Source organism: Streptomyces sp. NPDC043746 (assembly GCF_056436485.1).
In genome coordinates, this window is sequence record NZ_JBWKCM010000003.1 from 149,007 (window position 1) to 173,085 (window position 24,079).

Consider the following 24,079-nt stretch of genomic DNA (forward strand, 5'->3'; position numbering starts at 1 on the left):
GTCAGCCGAGGATGCCCCGGTCGTAGCCGACGGCGACGGCCGCGGCCCGGTCCCTGGTGCCGAGCCTGGCGAAGACATGGGTGAGGTGGGTCTTCACGGTCGCCTCGCTGATGAAGAGTTCGGCGGGAAACGGCGGTATCCGCCAGCACGCTCGGCGCCGCATCGACCGATCGGTTGATGCGGGGGTACGACCGGTTGACCCGGAGGTGCGACCGGGTGGCCGGCCGGCGTGGTCTGCGTGGCCCGGCCGAAATTGGGAGGACCGATGTCAGTGGTGAAACGTACAGTCGGTTCTGATGCCCGAAAAGCCTGCAGAGCGCACGGACCGGTCCGCCGTGCGCTCCCTTCTGCGTCTGTGGCCCTATGTCCGCCCGGTACGGCTCCGCCTGTTCACCGCCGCTTTCGTGGCGATCCTGGCGTCCTGTCTGTCGCTGGTGATCCCGCTGATCCTGAAGTGGATGGTGGACGGTCCGGTGGCCGACCGTGACCCGGGCGGGGTCTGGCTCGGGGCGCTGTATCTCCTGCTGCTCGGCATCGCGGAGGCCGTGCTGTTCGGGTTCCGGCGGTGGCTGGTGGCACGTCCGCTGGCCGGGGTCGAGGCGTCGATGCGGGCGGACCTCTACCGCCGTCTGCAACGGCTGCCGGTGGCCTTCCACGACCGGTGGCCCTCGGGTCAGCTGCTGTCGCGCGGTACGACGGACCTGATGCTGCTGCGGATGTTCCTGGCGTTCCCGCTGACCTTCCTGGTCGTCAACTCCGCGACGATCCTGGTCGGTTTCGTCATCCTCTTCGCACAGGACTGGTCCCTCGGCCTGGTGCTGCTGGTGCCCGTGGTGCCGCTGGTGATCCTGTGCTCGGTCTTCGAGACGAAGTACTCGCTGGTGGCGCGGAAGGCCCAGGACCAGACGGGCGATCTGACCACGGTCGTCGAGGAGAGCGTGCTCGGCATCCGGATCGTCAAGGGGTTCGGCCGCCACCGCAGCCAGGCCCAGGCGTTCAAGGCGCTGTCGCAGCGGCTGCGCTCCACGGAGCTGGGCAAGGCCCGGCTGCTCGCCGGGATCTGGGCGCTCATCACCACCATCCCGGAGCTGGCGATCGGTGCGGCGCTGGTGCTGGGCACGATCCAGGTTGCGGACGGTTCGCTGTCGGCGGGCACACTGGTCGCCTTCCTGTCGACGGCGCTCGCGCTGCGGTGGCCGGTGGAGTCGATCGGGTTCCTGCTGGCGATGAGCCAGGAGGCGGCGACGGCGACCGACCGGTACTTCGAGGTGATGGACGCGGCGGAGGAGCAGGACACGGCGGGCGCCGCCGACGCTCGCGAGGGGGCTCCGAGGGCGCCCGCCGGGCTGGTCTTCGAGGGGGTGGAGTTCCGCTACCCGGACGCGGAGCCCGGTTCCCCGCCGGTCCTGGCCCGGATCGACCTGGAGGTGCGGCCCGGCGAGACCATGGCCCTGGTGGGCGGTACGGGCTCCGGCAAGACGACGCTCACCGCCCTGGTCCCCCGGCTGCACGAGGTGACCGGGGGGCGGATCACGCTGGACGGCGAGGACATCGCCACGATGGAGCGGGCGCGGCTGCGGGAGCTGGTGTCGGTGGCGTTCGAGGAGCCGACGCTGTTCTCCGCGACGGTCGGCGAGAACGTGCTGATGGGCGCCGAGGGCGCGGACGAGGAGCAGGTGCGCCGGGCGCTCGCGGTGGCCCAGGCCGACTTCGTGCACCAGCTGCCCGAGGGGCTGGACACGCAGGTCGGTGAGCAGGGCCTGAGTCTCTCCGGTGGCCAGCGCCAACGCCTCGCCCTGGCCCGTGCGGTGGTGGGCGGGCCGCGCTTCCTGGTGCTGGACGACCCGCTCTCGGCGCTCGACGTGCACACGGAGACGCTGGTGGAGGCGGCGCTGCGCCGGGTGCTGGAGGAGACCACGGCGGTGGTGGTGGCGCACCGCCCCTCGACGGTGATGCTGGCGGACCGGGTGGCACTGCTGTCGGAGGGCCGGATCGCGGCGGTGGGCACGCACCAGGAGCTGCTGCGGTCGAACGCGGAGTACGCGTGGCTGATGTCGGGGGCGGAGCCGGGCGGGGGCGGCCTCGGGGCGGGCCCGGATGACGGATCCCTCGCGTCCTCGCCGACAGGGCCGGGCGGAGGTCCCGGCCGTGTCGGCGAGGACCCCGACGCCCCGGCCCCCGGCCCCGTAACGACCACCGAGGTCCCTGCCGAGGAGGGCGCCCGATGACCACGACCACCGACGACGCCGGGCACATCCCGTCGGCCGACGACGGCGAGGCCGCAAGGCCCGCCGCCACCAGTGAAGGCGGCCGTCCGGCGCCCAGCCGCCCGGCACCCGGCAAGGCGGCTCCCGCCCCGGGGGCCCCCGACCCCTTCGACCAGGACGACCTGCCCGCCCCGCCCGGCGCGACCCGGGCGCTCCTGTTCTCCCTGCTCCGCCCGATGCGGGGCAGAGTCGCCGTCGTCGCGCTGCTGCTGGTGCTCCAGCAGGCGGCCGTCCAGGCGGGCCCGCTGCTGGTGGCGTACGCGATCGACAGCGGGGTCCCGGCGTTCCGGGACCACGACTACGGGCCGCTGATCGCGGTGGCGGTCGGCTATCTGCTCTGCTCGGCGGGGGCGGGGCTGCTCCAGTACGCCTTCATCAGGGGCTCGGCCCGGATCAACCAGAACGCGCTGCTGGACCTGCGCGGCCGGATCTTCCGCCACGCGCAGGCGTTGAGCGTGGACTTCCACGAGCGCTACACCTCGGGGCGGCTGATCTCCCGCTCCACCACGGACGTCGAGTCGCTCCAGGAGCTGCTGAGCGAGGGGCTCCAGGAGCTGATCACGGTCGTCCTCTCCTTCGTGTCGATCGGGCTGATCCTGCTCTGGCTGGACCTCGCCATCGGCGGTATCGCCGTACTCTCCTTCGTACCGCTGTACCTGCTGGTGCGGCTCTACCGGCGGCGCGCGGCCGTGGTGTACGGGGCGCGGTCCACGGCCATCGCGTCGGTGATCGTGAAGTTCGCGGAGACCATGAACGGCATCCGCCCGGTGCGGGCGTTCCGCCGGGAGCGGGCCAACGACGCCGCGTTCGCCGCGCTCAACGGGGTGCACGAGCGGCGCAACGGCGACGCGCTGCTGGAGATGGCGCGCTATGTGGTCGGCTCCCGCCTGGTGGCGAACACGGCCGTGGCCGGGATGGTGCTCTGGGGCGCCTACCGGGTGGCCGACGGGACGCTGGCGCTCGGGGTGCTGGCGGCGGCGGTGCTGTATCTGCGCCGGCTGTACGACCCGATCGACCGGCTGGCGATGTTCCTCAACTCCTACCAGTCGGCGGCAGCCTCGCTGGAGAAGATCGCGGGCCTGCTGGCCCAGACCCCGACCGTCCCGGACGCGGCGGAGCCGAAGGAGCTGCCCGCCCTGACCGGCGAACACCCGGGCCGGGAGGTCGTCTTCGACGGGGTGCGGTTCGCCTACCGTACGGGCGGTGAGGTGCTGCCCACGTTCGACCTGCGCATTCCGGCGGGCGCCACGGTGGCGGTCGTCGGCTCGACGGGCGCGGGCAAGTCGACGCTGGCCAAGCTGCTGGCCCGGTTCTACGACCCGACCGAGGGCCGGGTGCTGCTGGACGGGGTGGACCTGCGGGACCTGTCCACGGCCGAGCTGCGCAAGGGCGTGGTGATGGTGACGCAGGAGGCGTTCCTGTTCTCCGGGACGGTGGCGGAGAACATCGCGATCGGCCGCCCGGACGCCACCCGCGACGATATCGAGCGGGCCGCGAAGGCGATCGGCGCGCACGACTTCATCGCCTCGCTGCCCGAGGGGTACGACACGGACGTACGGAAGCGGGGCGGCCGGATCTCGGCGGGCCAGCGCCAGTTGGTCGCCTTCGCCCGCGCGCTGCTGGCGGACCCGGCGGTCCTCATCCTGGACGAGGCGACCAGTTCCCTGGACATCCCCGGCGAGCGGGCGGTGCAGCACGCCATGGACACGGTGCTGCACGGCCGTACGGCCGTGGTGATCGCCCACCGCCTCTCCACGGTGGAGATCGCGGACCGGGTCCTGGTGATGGAGGGCGGCCGGATCGTCGAGGACGGGGCACCCGCCGAACTGATCGGCGGCACGGGCCGGTTCGCGGGGCTGCACCGGACGTGGAAGGACAGCCTGGTCTGACCGGCGGCGCGCACAGGGGTGTGGCCCCCGTCCGGACTCCTCCGGGCGGGGCCCACAGCCATCAGGGCGTACGGGAAAAGCCTCAGACGGCCGCGTCGGCCTTGCGGCGGCGGCCCATGGCGAAGACGACACCGGCACCGGCGAGGATCGCCACGCCGCCGATGGTCGCGATGACCGGCAGGTTGGAGTCCGAACCGGTCTGGGCCAGGGTGCCCTCGGGCTTGATCGGCGTGTTGCCGACCGGCTTGGCCGTGACCGGCTTCTTGCCGCCCGTCTGGGGCTTGGCCTCGTTCGGCTTGCCCGCGTCCTTGCCTGCGGCGAGGACCTCGAACTCGTAGTACGCCTCGCCGTCGGGGAAGACGCAGTTGCCCTTGTCGTCCACGTAGACACCGGTGGCGATGGCCAGCCCGAAGCCCGCGGGCGCCTTCTTGTCGACGCTCAGCCGCACGTCGATGGCGAAGGACTCCTTGGCACGGATGCCGGTGTAGCCGATGTAGCCCTCGGCGTCGTCGTCCTCGTCGAGGACGATGTCCGTCCAGACGCCCGTCTCGGGGTTCTTGAACTGGAGCGTGAGGTACGCGGTGGTCTCGTCCCAGGTGTCGGTGTCGACCTGGAAGGCGAAGAGAGCCAGGTCGACGCGGTCGTAGGTCTTGTCGCCCTTGTTCTCCACATTCAGCTTGAAGGCGTGGAAGCCGCTGCCGGCGACGACCTTGGAGGGTAGACCGGAGAGCGAGGTGCGCAGGTTCTTGTCGGTCGTCGGCCGGTCGCTGTCGACGCAGATGTCGGCGGGCGGGGTGGCGGACGGCGACGGGGCGGGCGCGGTGGCGGAGGGCGACGGGGCACCCTCCTTCGGCTTCTCCTCCTCGTCCGAGGGCTTCTCCTTCTCCTCCTCGGCGGGCGGCTTCTCCTCGCCCTCCTCGGCGGCGGGCTTCTCCTTCTCCTTCTCCTGCTCCTCCTCGGGGGCGGGAGCGGGCGCCGGCTGCTCGGTCTCGGCGTCCGTCCCGGCCTCCTCCTGCGTGGCGGAGGCGCTCTCACCGGCCTCCGGGGCCGGGGGGGTGGTGGCGAACGCGGCCGGGGAGGAGAGGAGGGTGACCGGGGCGAGTACGGCGGTCGCTGCGGCGACGGCCAGAGCGCGGCGGATCTTCATACGTTCGGGTCCTCTGGGGAGTCCGGGTGCCGCCGGAGCGGCACGAAGGCTGGGAGGGCCGTCTCCCGGGTTCGAAGGTCAAGGGATACACGGGTCGGGCCACTGGGTCTGACCCGCGTCAGGGGTGGACGGTTGTACGGATCAGCGACCGAGCCATGTGAGGTGGCACACAGCACCCACCCAGGAAGCGCACAGAATGCACACATAGCGCCCCCACCGCCTTTTTCCTCCTCCTCACCCCGGCAGCAGCCGCACCGCCGCATTCCGCAGCCAGGCCCGCTCCGTGCCCGTGAAGGCGGTGCAGGGTGCGCGAGGCGAAGGCCGTCCGCCGGACGCTGCGCCGGCGCTCGCGGCCGTAGGCGCGCAGCGCTGCGGCGGGGGCGGCGGGCCCCGGGGGCTCGGTGGCCACCGTCATGAGGTCCATGGGGCCCGTGAGACCTATGGGACCCGTGAGATTGGTGGAGCCCATGAGGCCCTCCGCGCCCCTCGCCGGAACGGTCGCGCACCAGTTCGCCCCCTCGCGGACGGGCCGAAGGCACTGGCGGCGGGGCTGGACGATCTCGACCGGTTCGTACGGGACCTCCTCGACGCGGCCTACCCGACGGGCGCCACCGACCGACGCGGGACCGACCCGACGCCACCCGTCACCCACCGCCCCGCCCCCGGCTGCCACCGGCCCGCACCCCGACTTCCGTCGGCGGTAACTGGCCAGAACCCGACCCCGTCTCATCTGCTGGGCGGTAACCGCGTCCGCCCGTCGCCGCACGCCTGCTCCCCGCCGCGCCGAACCTGTGACCAGCCTGTGAATACGGGCCTTTGCACACCCCCGCAACATCCCGGCAACCATCGGCGAAACGTCCGCTTAACGAACATGACCTTTCCGGCAACGAACGAATTCCGGCCAAGTTTTTGACGCGCTCCTGACAGGCATACGGATCTGCTGACACTCTTCACCCCGTTCTGCGCACCGCCTGCACCGTCCCGGACGGCTCATCCAGCGCCGCCCGGTCACCCCCCTCGCAGAAGGAGTCCGCGTGAGATCCACGCCCAGCCGTCGCGCCACCGCGACCGGCGCTCTGATAGCCGCAGCAGCCATGATCGCCGTCGGACTGCAGTCCGGCGCCGCCACCGCCACCCCCGCGGCCCCGGCCGGCGGGATCACCGCCGGCAGCACGGTGGACACCGGTTCGCTCCCCGCCGAGCTCTCCCCCGCCCAGCGCGCCGCGCTCCTGCGCGAGGCCGACGCCACCAAGGCGGCCACCGCCAAGGAGCTGGGGCTCGGCGCCGCGGAGAAGCTCGTCGTCCGTGATGTCGTCCAGGACCGGGACGGCACCACGCACACCCGCTACGAGCGCACCCTGAACGGACTCCCCGTCCTCGGCGGCGACCTGGTCGTCCAGGAGACCCCGGCGGGCAGGACGCTCGGCGTCACCAAGGCGTCGCAGGCGACCAGCGCACAGCTGAAGGCCGTCGACCTCACCGCCGACGTGGCCCCGGCCGCCGCCGAGAAGCAGGCGCTCGGCGCGGCGAAGGCCGAGGGCTCGAAGGCGACGAAGCCGAGCGAGGCCCCCCGCAAGGTGGTCTGGCTGGGCAGCGGCTCCCCGCAGCTCGCCTACGAGACGGTGGTCGGGGGGCTCCAGCACGACGGCACCCCCAACGAGCTGCACGTGATCACCGACGCGACCACGGGCGAGAAGCTGTACGAGTGGCAGGCCGTCCACAACGGGACCGGCCACACCCAGTACAGCGGCCAGGTGACGCTGGGCACGGCGCCCTCGTACACCCTGACCGACACCACGCGCGGCAACCACCGGACGTACAACCTCAACCGCGGCACCTCCGGCACCGGCACGCTCTTCACCAACTCCACGGACGTGTGGGGCAACGGCACCCCGCAGAACCTGGAGACGGCCGGTGCCGACGCCCACTACGGCGCCGCGCTCACCTGGGACTACTACAAGAACGTGCACGGCCGCAACGGCATCCGCGGTGACGGCGTCGGCGCGTACTCCCGGGTCCACTACGGCAACAACTACGTCAACGCGTTCTGGCAGGACAGCTGCTTCTGCATGACGTACGGCGACGGGGCGGGCAACGCCAAGCCGCTGACCTCCATCGACGTGGCCGCCCACGAGATGACCCACGGTCTCACCTCGAACACCGCGCGCCTCGTCTACAGCGGCGAGTCCGGCGGCCTCAACGAGGCGACGTCCGACATCTTCGCCGCCGCCGTGGAGTTCCACGCGAACAACCCGCAGGACCCGGGCGACTACCTCGTCGGCGAGAAGATCGACATCCGCGGCAACGGCACCCCGCTGCGCTACATGGACAAGCCGAGCCGCGACGGCAACTCCAAGGACTACTGGTACTCCGGCATCGGCAGCGTCGACGTCCACTACTCCTCGGGCCCGGCCAACCACTGGTACTACCTGCTCTCCGAGGGCAGCGGTGCCAAGACCATCAACGGCGTCAGCTACGACTCGCCGACCTCCGACGGGCTGCCGGTCACCGGCATCGGCCGGGACAAGGCGTCGCTGATCTGGTTCAAGGCGCTCACCACCAAGTTCACCTCGACGACCAACTACGCGGGCGCCCGCACCGGCACCCTCGCGGTCGCCAGTGAGCTGTACGGTGCCAACAGCCCCGAGTACGCGGCCGTGGCGCACGCCTGGGCCGGCGTCAACGTGGGCACCCGTCCCGGCGGCGGCGACCCCGACCCGGGCGGCAAGGTCTTCGAGAACAACACCGTGGTGAACATCCCGGACGCGGGCGCGGCCGTCACCAGCGCGGTCAACGTCACCGGCATCCCGGGCAACGCCCCGAGCGCCCTCAAGGTGGACGTCAACATCAGCCACACCTACCGCGGTGACCTGGTCATCGACCTGGTGGCCCCGGACGGCGGCACCTTCCGGCTGAAGAACTCCTCCGCCTCGGACTCCGCGGACAACGTGGTGGCGACCTACACGGTCAACGCCTCGTCCAAGGTGGCCAACGGCGAGTGGAAGCTGAGGGTCCAGGACGTGTACCGCTCGGACACCGGCCGGATCAACAGCTTCAAGCTCACCTTCTGATCCACCGGCCGCACCGCGGCACCACATGACCGGACGGCCCGGCAGGGGTATGGCTCCCCTGCCGGGCCGTTGGCCCCTTCACCGTACGGGCGCATCTCAGCGCATCAGCACGCCCGCGCCCTCCCCCGGGGTCTCGTGCGGCACCGCGAGCAGACCCAACTCCGCGCCGGATGCCAGCAGTTCGTGCGAGGGCAGGACCCGGACGGTGTAGCCGTACGGTCCCGTCCGGTCCAGGGCGAGCGGGCCCTCGTACAACCAGCGGTCCTCCAGGTCCTGGCCGCCCGACGGCTTCAGCGGGAAGACCTGGGCGTCCGCGATGGCGTCGGCGGAGTCCACCCGGCCCGCGACGACCTGGACCTCCACGTCGTCCGGCTCCAGGCCGCCGAGCGCGATCCGCACCCGGAGGGACAGGGTCGCCCCCAGCTCGGCCGAGCCGCCCGCCACGGTGTCGGTGACCGACTCCACATGGCCGACGGAGACTTCTCGCCAGGCCGCCCGGACCTTCGCCTTCCACCGGGCCAGGTCCCGTGCCACCGCCGGGCCGAGCGCCCGCCGGGAGAGCGCGGCGGGGGCGTAGAGCCGCTCCACGTACTCGCGCACCATCCGCCCCGCGAGCACCTTCGGCCCCAGGTTGACCAGGGTCGAACGGACCATCTCGATCCACCGGTCCGGCAGTCCCTCCGCACCCCGGTCGTAGAAGCGCGGGGCCACCCGGTCCTCGATCAGGGCGTACAGGGCGTTCGACTCCAGCTCGTCGCGCCGGTCCTCGTCGACCGCGGAGCCGTCGGCGGTGGGGATCTCCCAGCCGAAGGCCGGGTCGAACCACTCGTCCCACCAGCCGTCGCGCACCGAGAGGTTGAGGCAGCCGTTGAGCGCGGCCTTCATCCCGCTGGTGCCGCACGCCTCCAGCGGGCGCAGCGGGTTGTTGAGCCAGACGTCACAGCCCGGGTAGAGCTTCTGCGCCATGCCCATGCCGTAGTCCGGCAGGAAGACGATCCGGTGGCGCACCCGGGGGTCGTCCGCGAACCGCACCAGCTCCTGGACCAGCCGCTTGCCGCCGTCGTCGGCTGGGTGGGCCTTGCCGGCGACGACGATCTGGATCGGGTGCGTGGGGTGCAGCAGCAGCTCCCGCAGCCGGTCGCGGTCCCGCAGCATCAACGTAAGGCGCTTGTACGAGGGGACGCGGCGGGCGAAGCCGATGGTCAGGATCTCCGGGTCGAGGACGCCGTCGATCCAGCCCAGCTCGGCGGTGCCCGCGCCGCGCCTGCGCCAGGAGGCGTAGAGGCGGCGGCGGACCTCGGTGACGAGCTGCCCGCGCAGCTCGCGGCGCAGGTCCCAGATCTCCCGGTCTGCGATCCCGCCCACCGCGTCCCAGCGGCGCGGGGTGCCGGGCTGCTGCTCGGCGGCCGTGTCCGCCACCGGTCCGCCCGCCAGCACCTGGTGGGCGCGGCCGGTGCCGATCTGTCCGGCGCCCAGACGGAAGACCTCGGGGGCGACCCAGGTGGGGGCGTGGACCCCGTTGGTGATGGAGGTGATCGGCACGTCCGCCGGGTCGAAGCCCGGCCAGAGCCCGGAGAACATCTCCCGGCTGACCGACCCGTGGAGGGTGGAGACCCCGTTGGCGCGCTGGGCGAGGCGCAGCCCCATCACCGCCATGTTGAACAGCTCGGGCGCACCGCCGGGGTAGGTCTCGCGGCCCAGCGGCAGGATCTTCTCCACGGGGACGCCGGGCAGCTCGCCGTCGTCGCCGAAGTGGCGGGCGATCAGCTGCCGGTCGAAACGGTCTATCCCGGCGGGCACGGGGGTGTGCGTGGTGAAGACGGTCCCGGCCCGGACCACTTCGAGGGCGGCGTCGAAGTCGAGCCCTTCGGCGGCCAGTTCCCGGACGCGCTCCAGGCCGAGGAAGCCGGCGTGGCCCTCGTTGGTGTGGAAGACCTCCGGCTCGGGGGTCCGGGTGAGCCGGCACCAGGTGCGCACCGCGCGCACCCCGCCGATGCCGAGCAGCATCTCCTGGAGGAGGCGGTGGTCGCTGCCGCCGCCGTAGAGCCGGTCGGTGACATCGCGCTCGCCCGGGGCGTTCTCCTCGACGTCGGAGTCGAGCAGGAGGAGCGGGACCCGGCCGACCCGGGCCAGCCAGATGCAGGCGTACAGCGAGCGTCCGCCGGGGAGGGCGAGCACCACCCGGGCGGGGGTGCCGTCGGCTTCACGGACCAGGTCGAGCGGGAGTTCGTTGGGGTCGAGGACCGGATAGTGCTCCTGCTGCCAGCCCTCGCGGGAGAGGCTCTGGCGGAAGTAGCCGTGCCGGTAGAGCAGGCCGACGCCGATGAGCGGGACGCCCAGGTCGCTGGCGGCCTTGAGGTGGTCGCCGGCCAGGATGCCGAGGCCTCCGCTGTACTGCGGCAGGGCGGCGGTGACACCGAATTCGGGGGAGAAGTAGGCGATGGCGGAGGGGAGTCCGGCTCCGGTCGCCTGCTGTTCCTGGTACCAGCGTGGGCCCTCGAGGTAGTCCTTCAGGTCGGCGGAGGCCTCGGCCAGGCGGCCCAGGTACTCCTCGTCCCGGCCCAGTTCGGCCAGGCGCCCCGCGGTCAGGGAACCGAGCAGCCGTACGGGGTCACAGTCCGCGGGCCGCCACCCCTCGGGGTCGGCGGACCGGAACAGCTCGCGGGTCTCGGGATGCCACGACCAGCGCAGGTTGCGCGCGAGGTCGTGGAGGGGTCGGAGGGGTTCGGGGAGGACAGGACGCACGGTGAATCGACGAATGGCCTTCACGTACTCCACCTTTACAGGGGACTTGCGCATCCGAGGGGACGCACGACGGTGTGCGCCCTTCCGTCACCCTCGACGGTAGCGGCCGTCCGTGGCCCCCGGCCACGGCGCGCGGACGGCTCACCGGGGCCGGGCACGGCCCGCGCGCGCTGCCCCACAGGAACACCACCCGCACCGCCGGCCCTCTCCCACCCCACCCTTCACCTGCGGGTTTGGCCGATTTCCTTCCCGTACGCAGCCTTGTGGACCTTCGCGTCACAGGGAAGGCTGCCGTGTGGCGGCGCGGAGCGGGTATCCGGAACCTGTGAGGGTGCCGCGAGTCCCGTACGCGCAACGGGGCGCGCGCCGGGCGCGACCGGACCGGACCGGAGCGCGGCCGGGGCGCGGTCGGGGCGCGGTCGGCCGGTTACGACCGAGTAGTTAACACGGCGCCGGATTTCCCGTGAACGGGTGCGGGGAAGGCTTATCCGCGTACTTCCCGGTACGCAGTCGGACCCGGCCCGCACGCCCTCCCGATGCAGTCGAAACATGCGCGAAACCCCCGCGACCCACCCATTCGAGTGCCATTCGAGTGAACGCGGACAGGAGCGGCCATGCCCACAGCCCGTCAGCAGAGAGCCGAGCAGCTACAAAGGACAGATCCCCATCATCGCGGCACGCGCGGTCGGTCCTCCGCGTCCCTGCCGTCCCCCGTGCACACCGAGCTCCTCCAGCCCCCAGGTGATTCCATGATCGGTCGAATTCCCGTCCTCGACGTCCGTCCCCTCGTCGACTGCGGCAGACGGGCGGCGAAGGCCGTCGTCGGTGAGACCTTCGAGGTCACCGCCACCGTCTTCCGCGAAGGCCATGACGCGGTGGCGGCCAACGTCGTGCTGCGCGATCCGAGCGGACGGGTGGGACCGTGGACCCCGATGCGCGAACTGGCCCCGGGCACGGACCGGTGGGGCGCGGAGGTGACGCCGACCGCCGAGGGGCGGTGGACGTACACGGTCGAGGCCTGGAGCGATCCGGTCGCCACCTGGCGCCACCACGCGGCGGTCAAGATCCCGGCGGGCATCGACACCGACCTGGTGCTGGCGGAGGGCGCGGCCCTGCTGGAGCGGGCCGCCGCCGGTGTGCCGAAGAAGAACGGCCGGGAGGCGGTGCTCGCCGCCGTGGACGCGCTGCGCGACACCGCGCACACCCCGGCCGCCCGGCTGGCCGCCGCCTGGACCCCGGCCGCCGAGGCGGTGCTCGGCCGCCATCCGCTGCGCGAACTGGTCACCCGCTCCAAGCCGCTGGCGGTGCGGGTGGAGCGCGAGCGGGCGCTGTACGGCTCGTGGTACGAGCTGTTCCCGCGCTCGGAGGGCGCGAAGCGGGTGCCGGTGGACCCCTCCGACACCTCGCCGGACGCTCCGACCCGGCTGGTGAGCGGGACCTTCCGTACGGCGGCCGAGCGGCTGCCCGCGGTCGCCGCCATGGGGTTCGATGTCGTGTACCTGCCCCCGATCCACCCGATCGGGACGACCCACCGCAAGGGGCCCGACAACACGCTGACGGCCGGTGAGCACGATCCGGGCGTGCCGTGGGCGATCGGTTCGCCCGACGGCGGGCACGACGCGGTCCACCCGGAGCTGGGCACCCTGGAGGACTTCGACCACTTCGTGGAGGTGGCCCGCAACCTCAGGATGGAGATCGCGCTCGACTTCGCGCTCCAGTGCTCGCCGGACCACCCGTGGGTGAAGGACCACCCGGACTGGTTCCACCACCGCCCCGACGGCTCGATCGCGTACGCCGAGAACCCGCCGAAGAAGTACCAGGACATCTATCCGATCGCCTTCGACCAGGACATGCGCGGCCTGGTGGCGGAGACCGTACGCGTCCTGCGCTTCTGGATGGACCACGGCGTACGCATCTTCCGCGTCGACAACCCGCACACCAAGCCGGTCGTGTTCTGGGACAAGGTGATCGCGGAGATCAACGGCACCGACCCCGACGTCATCTTCCTGGCGGAGGCGTTCACGCGCCCGGCGATGATGCACACCCTGGGCGCGGTCGGGTTCCAGCAGTCGTACACGTACTTCACCTGGCGGAACACCAAGCGGGAGCTGACGGAGTACGTCACGGAGCTGGCGGGCGACGCCGCCTCGTACATGCGCCCCAACTTCTTCGTGAACACCCCGGACATCCTGCCGGGGTACCTCCAGCACGGCGGCCGCCCGGCCTTCGAGGCCCGGGCCGTGCTCGCCGCCACCCTCTCCCCGTCCTGGGGCGTCTACGCGGGGTTCGAGCTGTGCGAGAACACCCCGGCCAAGCCGGGGAGTGAGGAGTACCTGCACTCGGAGAAGTACGAACTGCGCCCGAGGGACTGGGAGTCGGCCGAGCGCGAGGGCCGCACGCTGACCCCCCTGATCACCTCGCTCAACCGGATCCGACGCCACAACCCCGCGCTCCAGCAGCTGCGTGACGTCCACTTCCACCACGTCGACAACGAGTCGCTGATCGCCTACAGCAAGCGCTCGGGTTCGAACACCGTTCTGGTGGTCGTGAACCTCGACCCTCACCACACCCAGGAGGCCACGGTCTCGTTGGACATGGAGCGGCTCGGCCTCGAAGGGCACGAGCGCGTACCGGTGCGCGATCAGCTCACCGGCGACACCTATCACTGGGGCAGGACCTTCTATGTGCGCCTGGAGCCGGGCATCACGCCCGCGCACATCGCCGTCCTGCGACCGTCCCCGCCGACCGGAGGGTCACCCACACCATGATCGTCAATGAGCCTGTCCACGACACGTTCGAGGACACTCCCGCCAAGGACCGCGATCCCGACTGGTTCAAGCGAGCCGTCTTCTACGAGGTGCTCGTCCGGTCCTTCCAGGACTCCAACGGCGACGGAATCGGCGACCTCAAGGGCATCACCGCCAAGCTGGACTATCTCCAGTGGCTCGGTGTCGACTGCCTCTGGCTGCCGCCGTTCTTCAAGTCCCCGCTGCGCGACGGCGGTTACGACGTCTCCGACTACACCGCGGTCCTGCCGGAGTTCGGTGACCTCGCCGACTTCGTCGAGTTCGTGGACGCCGCCCACCAGCGCGGCATGCGCGTCATCATCGACTTCGTCATGAACCACACCAGCGACCAGCACGAGTGGTTCCAGCAGTCCCGCACCGACCCGGACGGGCCGTACGGCGACTACTACGTCTGGGCGGACGACGACAAACAGTTCCAGGACGCCCGGATCATCTTCGTCGACACCGAGACGTCGAACTGGACCTTCGACCCGGTGCGCAAGCAGTACTACTGGCACCGCTTCTTCTCCCACCAGCCGGACCTCAACTACGAGAACCCGGCCGTCCAGGAGGAGATCCTGGCGGCCCTGCGCTTCTGGCTGGACCTGGGCATCGACGGCTTCCGGGTCGACGCGGTGCCCTACCTCTACCAGCGCGAGGGCACCAACTGCGAGAACCTCCCCGAGACCCACCACTTCCTCAAGCGGGTCCGCAAGGAGATCGACGCCAACTACCCGGACACCGTGCTCCTCGCCGAGGCCAACCAGTGGCCCGAGGACGTCGTCGACTACTTCGGCGACTACGAGGCGGGCGGCGACGAGTGCCACATGGCGTTCCACTTCCCCGTCATGCCGCGCATCTTCATGGCGGTGCGCCGCGAGAGCCGCTACCCGGTCTCCGAGATCCTCGCCAAGACCCCGGCGATCCCGAAGAACTGCCAGTGGGGCATCTTCCTGCGCAACCACGACGAGCTGACCCTCGAAATGGTCACGGACGAAGAGCGCGACTACATGTACGCGGAGTACGCCAAGGACCCGCGGATGCGCGCCAACATCGGCATCCGCCGGCGCCTGGCCCCGCTGCTGGACAACGACCGCAACCAGATCGAGCTGTTCACCGCGCTGCTGCTGTCGCTGCCCGGCTCCCCGATCCTCTACTACGGGGACGAGATCGGGATGGGTGACAACATCTGGCTGGGCGACCGGGACGCGGTCCGCACCCCGATGCAGTGGACGCCCGACCGCAACGCCGGGTTCTCCTCCAGCGATCCGGGGCGGCTCTACCTCCCCACGATCATGGACCCGGTCTACGGCTACCAGGTCACCAACGTGGAGGCGTCGATGGCGTCGCCGTCCTCGCTGCTGCACTGGACCCGCCGGATGATCGAGATCCGCAAGCAGAACCCGGCCTTCGGGCTGGGCGAGTACACCGAACTGCCCTCGTCCAACCCGGCGGTGCTGGCGTTCACCCGTGAGTACAAGGACGACCTGGTCCTGTGCGTGCACAACTTCTCGCGGTTCGCCCAGCCCACGGAGCTGGACCTGCGGTCGTTCAACGGCCGCCATCCGGTGGAGCTGATCGGCGGGGTGCGCTTCCCCGCCATCGGCCAGTGGCCCTACCTGCTGACCCTGGCGGGACACGGCTTCTACTGGTTCCGGCTGCGCAAGGACGCGCCGCCCGCCTGATGGGCGGTCGCGTCGGCCCGATGGCGGCCGACGGCTCGTGCGGGGCGGTTTCCCCCGTCCCGCACGGGGCACTCTGACCGAGACGAAAGGCCCTGGGCCCTCACGGTTCCGCCGCCTTCGGCCTTTCCCGGTTCCGCCGTTCGAGTCCGTACGCACCTTCCTCTCCCGACACGTCCCGCACAGCCGGACAGCCATTGCCGCAATCCGGGACACTCTTCGCATCCTGTGTGCCCGGGGAAAGGACGCGATGCCATGTCGGAGGCTGCATCCAGTCACGTCGCCCTGGCGAAGAGCACGACCAGCACAACGAACAGCGCGACCCCGGGCAGTACGGAGGACGGCACCCTGCTGCCGTCCCTCGCCCCCCTGCTCCACGCATGGCTGCCCCGGCAGCGGTGGTTCGCCGGCAAGGGGCGGCCGGTCACCGGCTTCTCGCTGGTCTCGGCCACCGAGATGCTGCCGCTGGACGGCACCGCCGGACCGGGCCTGCTCCACCTCCTGGTCCGGGCCGAGCAGCCCGAGCGGTCGGGCCACCGGGCGGACGACTGCTACCAACTCCTCGTCGGCGTAAGGACATCGCTGCCGACCACGCTCGCCGCGGCCCTGATCGGCCGGGTCGAGCGCGGACCGCTGGCCGGGCGCACGGTGTACGACGCGCTGCACGACCCACGGCTGGCGGGCCTCCTGCTGGAACGGTTCCGCCGCCCCGGCGCCCTCGGCGCCCTCCGCTTCGAGCGGACCGCCGCGATCCCGGCCGGGCTCGCCCCCCGGGTGCTGGACGCCGAGCAGTCCAACTCCTCGCTGGTCTACGGCGACGCGTACATCCTCAAGGTCTTCCGCCGGGTCTTCCCCGGCGCCAACCCGGATCTGGAGCTGCCGCTCGCCCTGGCCCGCGAGGGGTGCGGACGCGTCCCCGCTCCCATCGCCTGGTTCGAGGCCCCCGGCCCCGAACCGCTCACCCTCGGCGTGCTCCAGCCCTTCCTGCACGGCGCCCGGGACGGCTGGCAGCTCGCCCTGACCGCACTCACGGCGGGCCGCGACTTCGTCCCCGAGGCGCGGGCACTGGGCCGCGCCACCGCCGAGGTGCACACCGCGCTCGCCGCCGCCCTGCCCACCCCGGCGCTGCACGGCACCCAGACCCGGCAGCTGGTCGCCCGGATGGTCCAGCGCCTGGAGGCCGCCGCCGACGCGGTGCCCGCCCTCGTCCCATACGTCCCCGCCCTGCGCACCGCGTTCGACGCCCTCACCGCGCTCGGTCACCGGGGCGGCGGGTGGGCGCAGCAGCGGGTCCACGGCGACCTCCACCTCGGCCAGGCACTCCGCTCCCCCGACGGGTTCTGGTCGCTGATCGACTTCGAGGGCGAACCGGCCCGCCCGCTGGACGAGCGCCGCCGCCCCGCGCCGCCGGTCCGCGATGTGGCGGGGATGCTGCGCTCCTTCGACTACGCGGCCCGCTCGCACCGCCCCTGGAACCCCGAGTGGGCGGCCCGCTGCCGCGCCGCCTACTGCGAGGGGTACGCACAGGCGTCCGGCACCGATCCGCGGGGCGAACCGGAGCTGCTGCGCGCCCACGAGACCGACAAGGCGGTGTACGAGGTGGTGTACGAGGCCCGCCACCGCCCCGACTGGCTGCCGGTCCCGATGGCCGCCATCCAGCGCCTGGCCCAGTCCGCCGCGGCCTGAGCCCCGCCCCCTCCCGCCCGCACCCCTCCCTTTCCTCCCTCCGAACTCCCCGAGGAGGCAGTCCCTGTGACCGCCCGCAAGCCGTCCCGCAAGGCATCCCGCTCCAAGTCCGCAGCCGCCGAAGGGGCCACCGCCAAGGCGCCTGCCGAGGCCGTGAGCAGGGAGACCGCGCAGTCGCCCGCACCCTCGCCCGGGTCCGCCGCCGCTCCGGCTCCCGCGCCCCCTCTCCCTGCTGCGGAGGCCGAGACCGCCGCCCCGGCAGCCACCAGGGCCGCCGCCCCCGCCGGGCGCGCCCGCCCCCGGCCTGCGGACGCCGTCCCCCCGCTCCCCCGGCAGGCCGGTGACGGGCGCGCCCGGCCCGCACCGGCCCTGGACCCCGCCGACCGCGGCCGGCTGCTCGCCGGGGACCACCACGACCCGCACGCCGTGCTCGGCGCCCGTCCGATCCCCGGCGGGGTGCTGGTGCGGGCGCTGCGCCCGTTCGCCCGGTCGGTCACGGTGCTGGCCGAGGGGGTGCGGGCCGAACTGCACGACGACGGCGACGGGTTCTTCTCCGGGGTGCTGCCGGTGAAGGAGGTCCCCGCCTACCGGCTCCGGGTCGCGTACGAGGACGACACCATTGAGGTGGACGACCCGTACCGCTTCTGGCCCGCGCTCGGTGAGCTGGATCTGCATCTGATCGGGGAGGGCCGCCACGAGGAGCTGTGGCGGGCGCTCGGCTCGGAGCCGATGGTCCACCAGGGGGTGGCCGGGACCCGGTTCACCGTGTGGGCGCCGAACGCGCGCGGGGTGCGGGTGACCGGTGACTTCACCTACTGGGACGGCACGGGCACGCCGATGCGGTCGCTCGGCTCGTCCGGGGTGTGGGAGCTGTTCCTGCCCGGCATCGGGGAGGGCGCGCTCTACAAGTTCGACATCTGCCGCCCGGACGGCTCGCACACGGTCCGGGCCGACCCGATGGCCCGCCGCACCGAGGTCCCGCCCGCGACCGCCTCCGTCGTCACCGCCTCGCACCACGAGTGGCGGGACCAGGACTGGATGGCGCACCGGGGCGACCGCCCGGTCCACGAGGCCCCGTTCTCCGTGTACGAGGTCCATCTCGCCTCCTGGCGACCGGGACTGACCTACCGTCAGCTCGCCGATCAACTCCCTTCCTACGTCAAGGACCTGGGCTTCACGCACGTGGAGCTGATGCCGGTCTCCGAGCACCCCTTCGGCGGCTCCTGGGGCTACCAGGTCACCGGGTTCTACGCCCCGACCTCACGCATGGGCACCCCGGACGACTTCCGGTTCCTGGTGGACGCCCTGCACCGGGCGGGCATCGGCGTCATCATGGACTGGGTCCCGGCCCATTTCCCGCGCGACGACTGGGCGTTGGCGGAGTTCGACGGACGTCCGCTGTACGAGCACGCCGACCCGCAGCGGGCCGCGCACCCGGACTGGGGGACGCTGGAGTTCGACTACGGCCGCACCGAGGTACGCAACTTCCTCGTCGCCAACGCGACGTACTGGTGCGAGGAGTTCCACATCGACGGGCTGCGGGTCGACGCCGTCGCCTCGATGCTCTACCTCGACTACTCCCGCGAGGACGGCCAGTGGTCGCCCAACGAGTTCGGCGGGCGGGAGAACCTGGACGCGGTCGCCTTCCTCCAGGAGATGAACGCCACGGTCTACCGGCGCAACCCGGGCGTCGTCACCATCGCGGAGGAGTCCACCGCCTGGGACGGGGTCACCCGGCCCACCGACAGCGGCGGCCTCGGCTTCGGGCTGAAGTGGAACATGGGGTGGATGCACGACTCGCTGGTCTACATGTCCAAGGAGCCGGTGCACCGCAAGTACCACCACAACGAGATGACGTTCTCGATGGTGTACGCGTACAGCGAGAACTACGTCCTGCCGATCTCCCACGACGAGGTGGTGCACGGCAAGCAGGCGCTGGTGGCGAAGATGCCCGGCGACTGGTGGCAGCAGCGCGCCAACCACCGCGCCTACCTGGGCTTCATGTGGGCCCACCCCGGCAAGCAGCTCCTCTTCATGGGGCAGGAGTTCGCGCAGGGCGCCGAGTGGTCGGAGGGGCACGGGCCGGACTGGTGGCTGCTGGACCCGACGTACGACGCCTCCGGCGACCACCGGGGCGTACGCACGCTGGTCGGTGATCTGAACGCGGTGTACGGGGCGGTGCCCGCGCTGTGGCAGCGCGACTCGGTGCCGGAGGGGTTCAGCTGGGTGGACGGCGGGGCGGCCGAGGACAACGTCTTCGCCTTCCTGCGCTACGACGCCGACGGCTCCCCGCTCCTTGCCGTCTCGCACTTCTCCCCGGTGGTCCGCCACGACTACCGCCTCGGAGTGCCGGAGACCGGTGCCGAGGGGTGGGTGGAGGTCCTCAACACCGACGCGGAGCGGTACGGCGGCAGCGGCGTGACGAACGAGGAGCCGCTGAAGGCGGAGGCGGTGCCCGCGCACGGCCGCCCGGCCAGCATCTCGCTGACGCTGCCGCCGCTGGCCACGGTCTGGTTCCGGCCCGCCTGAGCCGGGTGGCCCGGGCCGGACAGCCCGGGTCCGAAGGTCCGGGCCGGGCGGCTCGGGGCCTGAGCCCGGCGGCCTTCGGGGCCTTCGGGGCCTTCGGGGCCTTCGGGGCCTTCGGGGACCCGGAACGGCAAGGACACCCGTACCGGGGGATACGGGTGTCCTTGGGTGGGGGGTGTCGCAGTGGCTATGAGGGCCCGTCAGACCTTGGCGGGCTCGGCCGCCGTCCCACGCGGCTCGGGTACGTCGGTGGAGGCGTCGTGGCCGTCGTGGCCGTCGTGGCCGTCGTGGCCGTCGTCCACCAACGTCCGCTCGTCGAAGGGGATCTGGCCGGCGAGGACCTGGCCCGCGCGCTCCTTGTCGATCTCCTTGGTCCAGTGGCCGACCAGGACCGTGGCGACCGCGTTGCCCGCGAAGTTGGTCAGGGCGCGGGCCTCGCTCATGAAGCGGTCGATGCCGACGATCAGGCCGACGCCGTCGACCAGTTCGGGGCGGTGCGACTGGAGGCCGCCCGCGAGGGTGGCGAGGCCCGCGCCGGTCACGCCCGCCGCCCCCTTCGAAGCGATGACCATGAAGATGAGGAGCGAGATCTGCTCGCTCGCGCTCAGCGGGTCGCCCATCGCGTTGGCGATGAAGAGCGAGGACATCGTGAGGTAGATCGCGGTGCCGTCGAGGTTGAAGGAGTAGCCGGTCGGCACGGTGATGCCGACGACCGGCTTGCTGACACCCAGGTGCTCCATCTTCGCGATCAGCCGGGGCAGCGCGGACTCGGAGGAGGAGGTGGAGAGGATGAGCAGGAACTCGCGGCCCAGGTACTTCAGCAGCGAGAACAGGTTCACCCCGGCCACCAGGCGCAGGATCGCACCGAGCACCACGAAGACGAAGAGCGCGCAGGTGACGTAGAAGCCGATCATGATGATCGCCAGGGACTTCAGGGCGTCGAGCCCGGTCTCGCCGACCACCGCCGCGATCGCGCCGAACGCGCCGACCGGGGCGGCCCACATGATCATGGCGAGGATGCGGAAGACGAGCCGCTGGATGTGGGTGATGCCCCGGATGATCGGCTCGCCCGCCGAGCCCATCGCCTGGAGCGCGAAGCCCGCGAGCAGCGCTACCAGGAGGGTCTGGAGCACCTCGCCCGCCGTGAAGGCGGAGACGATGGTGGTCGGGATGATGCCCAGCAGGAAGTCCGTGGTGGACTCGCCGGCACCGGACGCCTGCTTCTCCCCGGCGGCGCGGGCCGCCTCGGTGATGTGGAGGGTGGAGCCGGGCTCCAGGAAGTTGCCGACCAGCAGGCCGATGGCGAGGGCGACGGTCGACATGACCAGGAAGTAGCCGAGCGCCAGCCCGCCGACGGCACCGACCTTGGCCGCCTTGCGGACCGAGCCGACGCCCAGCACGATCGTGCAGAAGATGATCGGGGAGATCATCATCTTGATCAGGTTCACGAAACCGGCGCCGACGGGCTTCAGCTCGACGGCCACCCCGGGGGCCGCGAAGCCCACCAGGATGCCGAGCGCCACGGCGGCGATCACGGCGATGTACAGGTAGTGGGTGCGGTCCCGTCGTTCGGCTGCCACAGCCATGGTGGGGCTCCTCGGCTCGGTCAGGGGATGCGCCCCCGTCCCTGGGGGCTCCGGTGACTATCCACCGCCCTGTGACCCCGGTCACCCTTGCGTTCATATCGTTCACGGGCGCATTCGAGCCACTGGGGAGCAGGGGTTCCGGCGGGGCAGACTGTGGGGCATGCGCCTCCCCCGCACCCGCCCCCGCAGCCTGGCCGGGCAGCTCTTCGCCATGCAGGTCGTGCTCATCGCCGCCGTGGTGGCCGGGTGCGCGGTCTTCGCGTACGTCTCCGGTTCCGCCCAGGCCGAGCAGACGGCGGCCCGGCAGGTGCGGGCGGCGGCGCTGGCGGTGGCCGATTCCCCCTCCGTACGGGAGGCCATCCGCACCCCGGACCCCTCCGCCGTCCTCCAGCCGTACGCGGAGCGGGTGCGCCGGGACACCGGGATCGCCTTCATCACGATCATGGACACCGACCGGAAGCGGTGGACGCACCCGGACACCGCGCAGATCGGGGAGACCTTCCTCGGCCACACCGAGGAGGCGCTCGCCGGGGCGACCTTCACCGAGACCTACACCGGCACACTGGGCCCCTCGATACGGGTGGTCACCCCGGTCCGCGACGGCGAGGAGATCATCGGCCTGGTCAGCGCGGGCATCACCGTGGACCGGGTCTCCTCGCAAGTGCGCGAGCAGCTCGGCGCCCTCGCACTGGCGGCGGGCGGGGCGCTGGCGCTCGGCGGGATCGGCACGTACGTGGTCAACGCCCGGCTGCGGCGCCACACCCACGGGATGAACGCGGCCGAGCTGAGCCGGCTGCACGACTACCACCAGGCCACGTTGCACGCGGTGCGCGAGGGGCTGCTGATGCTGGACGGGCAGCGCCGGATCGCGCTGATCAACGACGCGGGGCGGGAGCTGCTGGGGCTCGGCCCGGAGGCGGAGACGGTCGGCCGGACCGTGGCGGAGCTGGATCTGCCCGCGCCGCTGACCGGGGCGCTGCTGGCGTCGGAGGCGCGGGTGGACGAGCTGCACCTGACGGCGGAGCGGGTGGTCGTGGTCAACACCCGTCCGGTGGTGGGCGGGGAGCGGCGCGGCACGGTGGTGACCCTGCGGGACCACACGGAGCTTCAGGCGCTCACCGGTGAGCTGGACTCCGAGCGCGGCTTCACGCAGGCGCTGCGCTCGCAGGCCCACGAGGCCGCGAACCGGCTGCACACGGTGGTGTCGCTGATCGAGCTGGGGCGGGTGGCGGAGGCGGTGGAGTTCGCGACGGCGGAGCTGGAGCTGGCCCAGGTGCTGACCGACCGGGTGGTGGGCGCGGTGGAGGAACCGGTGCTGGCCGCGCTGCTGCTGGGCAAGGCGGCCCAGGCGAACGAGCGCGGGGTGGAGCTGGAACTGGCGGAGGACAGCCTGATCGACGACGGGGCGCTGCCGCCGTCGCCGACCCGGCGGGATCTGGTGACGATCCTCGGCAATCTCATCGACAACGCGGTGGAGGCGGCCTCGGAGGGGTCGCAGGCCCGGGAGGGCGCCCCGGGCTCCCAGGACGCCGCCGTGCCGGCGCAGCGCGGGGCCGCGCAGCGCGGCGGGCGGGCCCGGGTCACCGTGACCGCGCTCGCCGACGGGCGGGAGCTGCTGCTGCGGGTCTCGGACACCGGGGCGGGCATCGACCCCGAGAAGGCGGACGAGGTGTTCCGACGCGGCTGGTCGACGCACGGGGCGGGGCGCGGGCTCGGCCTCGCGCTGGTGCGGCAGGCGGCCCACCGCAACGGTGGGTCGGTGGAGCTGGACCGGGCGCCGGAGGGCGGGGCGCGGTTCACCGTACGGCTGCCGCTCGGGGACCGTACGGCTTCGGGTCGCACGAAGAGCGCGAAGGAGGTGACCGCGTGATCCGGGTCCTGGTGGTGGAGGACGAGCCGGTGGCCGCCGACGCGCACCGGCTGTACGTGGAGCGGGTGGCGGGCTTCACCGTGGCCGCCGTGGCTCACACCCGGGCGGAGGCCGTCCGGGTGCTGGAGCGCACGCCGGTGGACCTGCTCCTGCTGGACCTGTATCTGCCCGACGGGCACGGGCTCGGGCTGCTGCGGTCGCTGCGGGCCGCCGGGCACGGGGCGGACGTGATCGCGGTGACCTCGGCACGGGACCTCGCGGTGGTGCGGGAGGGGGTGTCCCTGGGGGTCGTGCAGTACGTCCTGAAGCCGTTCACGTACCCCACGCTGCGGGACCGGCTGGTGCGGTACGCGGAGTTCCGGGGCGCCGCCGGGGAGGCGAGCGGGCAGGAGGAGGTGGACCGGGCGCTGGGCGCGCTGCGGGTCGCCGAGCCGGCCGTGCTGCCGAAAGGGCTCAGCGGGCCGACCCTGGAGGGGGTGACCCGGGTGCTGCGGGAGGCCCCGGAGGGGGTGACCGCGGCGGCTGCCGGGGAGCGCCTCGGGATCTCGCGGATCACCGCGCGCCGCTATCTGGAGCATCTGGTGACCGTGGGGAGCGCGGCGCGCCGTCCGCATTACGGGCAGGTCGGCCGACCGGAGCTCCACTACCGCTGGCTCGCGGGCGGCCGCTGATTCCGTAGCCGTCACCCCTACGGCAAGCGCTTGCCGCAAGGGCGCACGGAGGCGCTGGGGCGGAGCTACCTGGAGTAAGGAAAGCGCTGGTGGGACGCCTGGTTGCGTACCGCCCGCCCGGTTCGCGCTAGGAGGTTCGTACGAAGCGTGTTC

The 24,079-nt window shown here is 72.1% G+C and carries 12 protein-coding genes and 2 pseudogenes; 9 read left to right on the forward strand and 5 right to left on the reverse strand.

The features are described 5' to 3' along the window. Nucleotide 1: 1 nt before the first annotated feature. A pseudogene (locus AC0682_RS04530) lies at nt 2-124 on the reverse strand (LuxR C-terminal-related transcriptional regulator); the annotation flags it as partial. Between the two features lie 172 nt (nt 125-296). Here AC0682_RS04530 and AC0682_RS04535 point away from each other — a divergent pair. Next, nucleotides 297-2,228 carry an ABC transporter ATP-binding protein gene (locus tag AC0682_RS04535; protein WP_478530888.1) on the forward strand — a complete coding sequence of 644 codons (1,932 nt, stop codon included), beginning with the start codon at nt 297-299 and terminating at the stop codon, nt 2,226-2,228. Then, nucleotides 2,225-4,156: an ABC transporter ATP-binding protein gene (locus tag AC0682_RS04540; protein ID WP_478530890.1), complete on the forward strand. Its 1,932-nt coding sequence runs from the start codon at nt 2,225-2,227 to the stop codon at nt 4,154-4,156. Before AC0682_RS04535 ends, AC0682_RS04540 begins: the two co-directional genes overlap by 4 nt. Nucleotides 4,157-4,238: 82 nt before the next feature. On the opposite strand, the gene AC0682_RS04545 is transcribed toward AC0682_RS04540, so the two are convergent. Both AC0682_RS04545 and AC0682_RS04550 read right to left on the reverse strand, forming a co-directional pair. Next, nucleotides 4,239-5,303, reverse strand: a complete 1,065-nt coding sequence (locus tag AC0682_RS04545) for an LPXTG cell wall anchor domain-containing protein (RefSeq protein ID WP_478530891.1) — start codon at nt 5,301-5,303, stop codon at nt 4,239-4,241. Nucleotides 5,304-5,537: 234 nt separating this feature from the next. After that, nucleotides 5,538-5,712 (reverse strand): annotated as a pseudogene (locus tag AC0682_RS04550) (FAD-dependent monooxygenase); the annotation flags it as partial. 625 nt (nt 5,713-6,337) lie between these two features. On the opposite strand from AC0682_RS04550, the gene AC0682_RS04555 reads away from it, so the two are divergent. Then, nucleotides 6,338-8,374: a M4 family metallopeptidase gene (locus tag AC0682_RS04555; RefSeq protein ID WP_254811642.1), complete on the forward strand. Its 2,037-nt coding sequence runs from the start codon at nt 6,338-6,340 to the stop codon at nt 8,372-8,374. 96 nt (nt 8,375-8,470) lie between these two features. Here the strand turns inward: AC0682_RS04555 and glgP are convergent, their stop codons facing one another. Next, on the reverse strand, nt 8,471-11,143 hold the full coding sequence (glgP, locus tag AC0682_RS04560) for an alpha-glucan family phosphorylase (RefSeq protein WP_478530892.1): 2,673 nt from the start codon (nt 11,141-11,143) through the stop codon (nt 8,471-8,473). A gap of 725 nt (nt 11,144-11,868) precedes the next feature. Here glgP and AC0682_RS04565 point away from each other — a divergent pair. The 4 genes from AC0682_RS04565 to glgB all read left to right on the forward strand — a co-directional run bounded on the left by AC0682_RS04565 (nt 11,869) and on the right by glgB (nt 19,802). After that, a complete protein-coding gene (locus tag AC0682_RS04565) occupies nt 11,869-13,887 on the forward strand; it encodes an alpha-1,4-glucan--maltose-1-phosphate maltosyltransferase (protein WP_478530894.1) in 2,019 nt (672 codons plus the stop codon). Next, nucleotides 13,884-15,590, forward strand: coding sequence for a maltose alpha-D-glucosyltransferase (treS, locus tag AC0682_RS04570; protein WP_018492249.1), 1,707 nt, complete (start codon nt 13,884-13,886; stop codon nt 15,588-15,590). Before AC0682_RS04565 ends, treS begins: the two co-directional genes overlap by 4 nt. A gap of 252 nt (nt 15,591-15,842) precedes the next feature. Beyond that, nucleotides 15,843-17,273 carry a maltokinase N-terminal cap-like domain-containing protein gene (locus tag AC0682_RS04575; protein ID WP_478530895.1) on the forward strand — a complete coding sequence of 477 codons (1,431 nt, stop codon included), beginning with the start codon at nt 15,843-15,845 and terminating at the stop codon, nt 17,271-17,273. Between the two features lie 66 nt (nt 17,274-17,339). Continuing rightward, nucleotides 17,340-19,802 carry a 1,4-alpha-glucan branching enzyme gene (gene glgB, locus AC0682_RS04580; RefSeq protein ID WP_478530896.1) on the forward strand — a complete coding sequence of 821 codons (2,463 nt, stop codon included), beginning with the start codon at nt 17,340-17,342 and terminating at the stop codon, nt 19,800-19,802. 197 nt (nt 19,803-19,999) lie between these two features. On the opposite strand, the gene AC0682_RS04585 is transcribed toward glgB, so the two are convergent. After that, complete coding sequence (locus AC0682_RS04585; protein WP_478530897.1) at nt 20,000-21,385, reverse strand: cation:dicarboxylate symporter family transporter; 1,386 nt, start codon at nt 21,383-21,385, stop codon at nt 20,000-20,002. Between the two features lie 160 nt (nt 21,386-21,545). Here AC0682_RS04585 and AC0682_RS04590 point away from each other — a divergent pair, with 160 nt between their 5' ends. After that, nucleotides 21,546-23,255: a sensor histidine kinase gene (locus tag AC0682_RS04590; RefSeq protein WP_478530899.1), complete on the forward strand. Its 1,710-nt coding sequence runs from the start codon at nt 21,546-21,548 to the stop codon at nt 23,253-23,255. Then, a complete protein-coding gene (locus AC0682_RS04595) occupies nt 23,252-23,926 on the forward strand; it encodes a response regulator (protein WP_478530901.1) in 675 nt (224 codons plus the stop codon). Before AC0682_RS04590 ends, AC0682_RS04595 begins: the two co-directional genes overlap by 4 nt. The last annotated feature ends 153 nt before the right edge of the window (nt 23,927-24,079 follow it).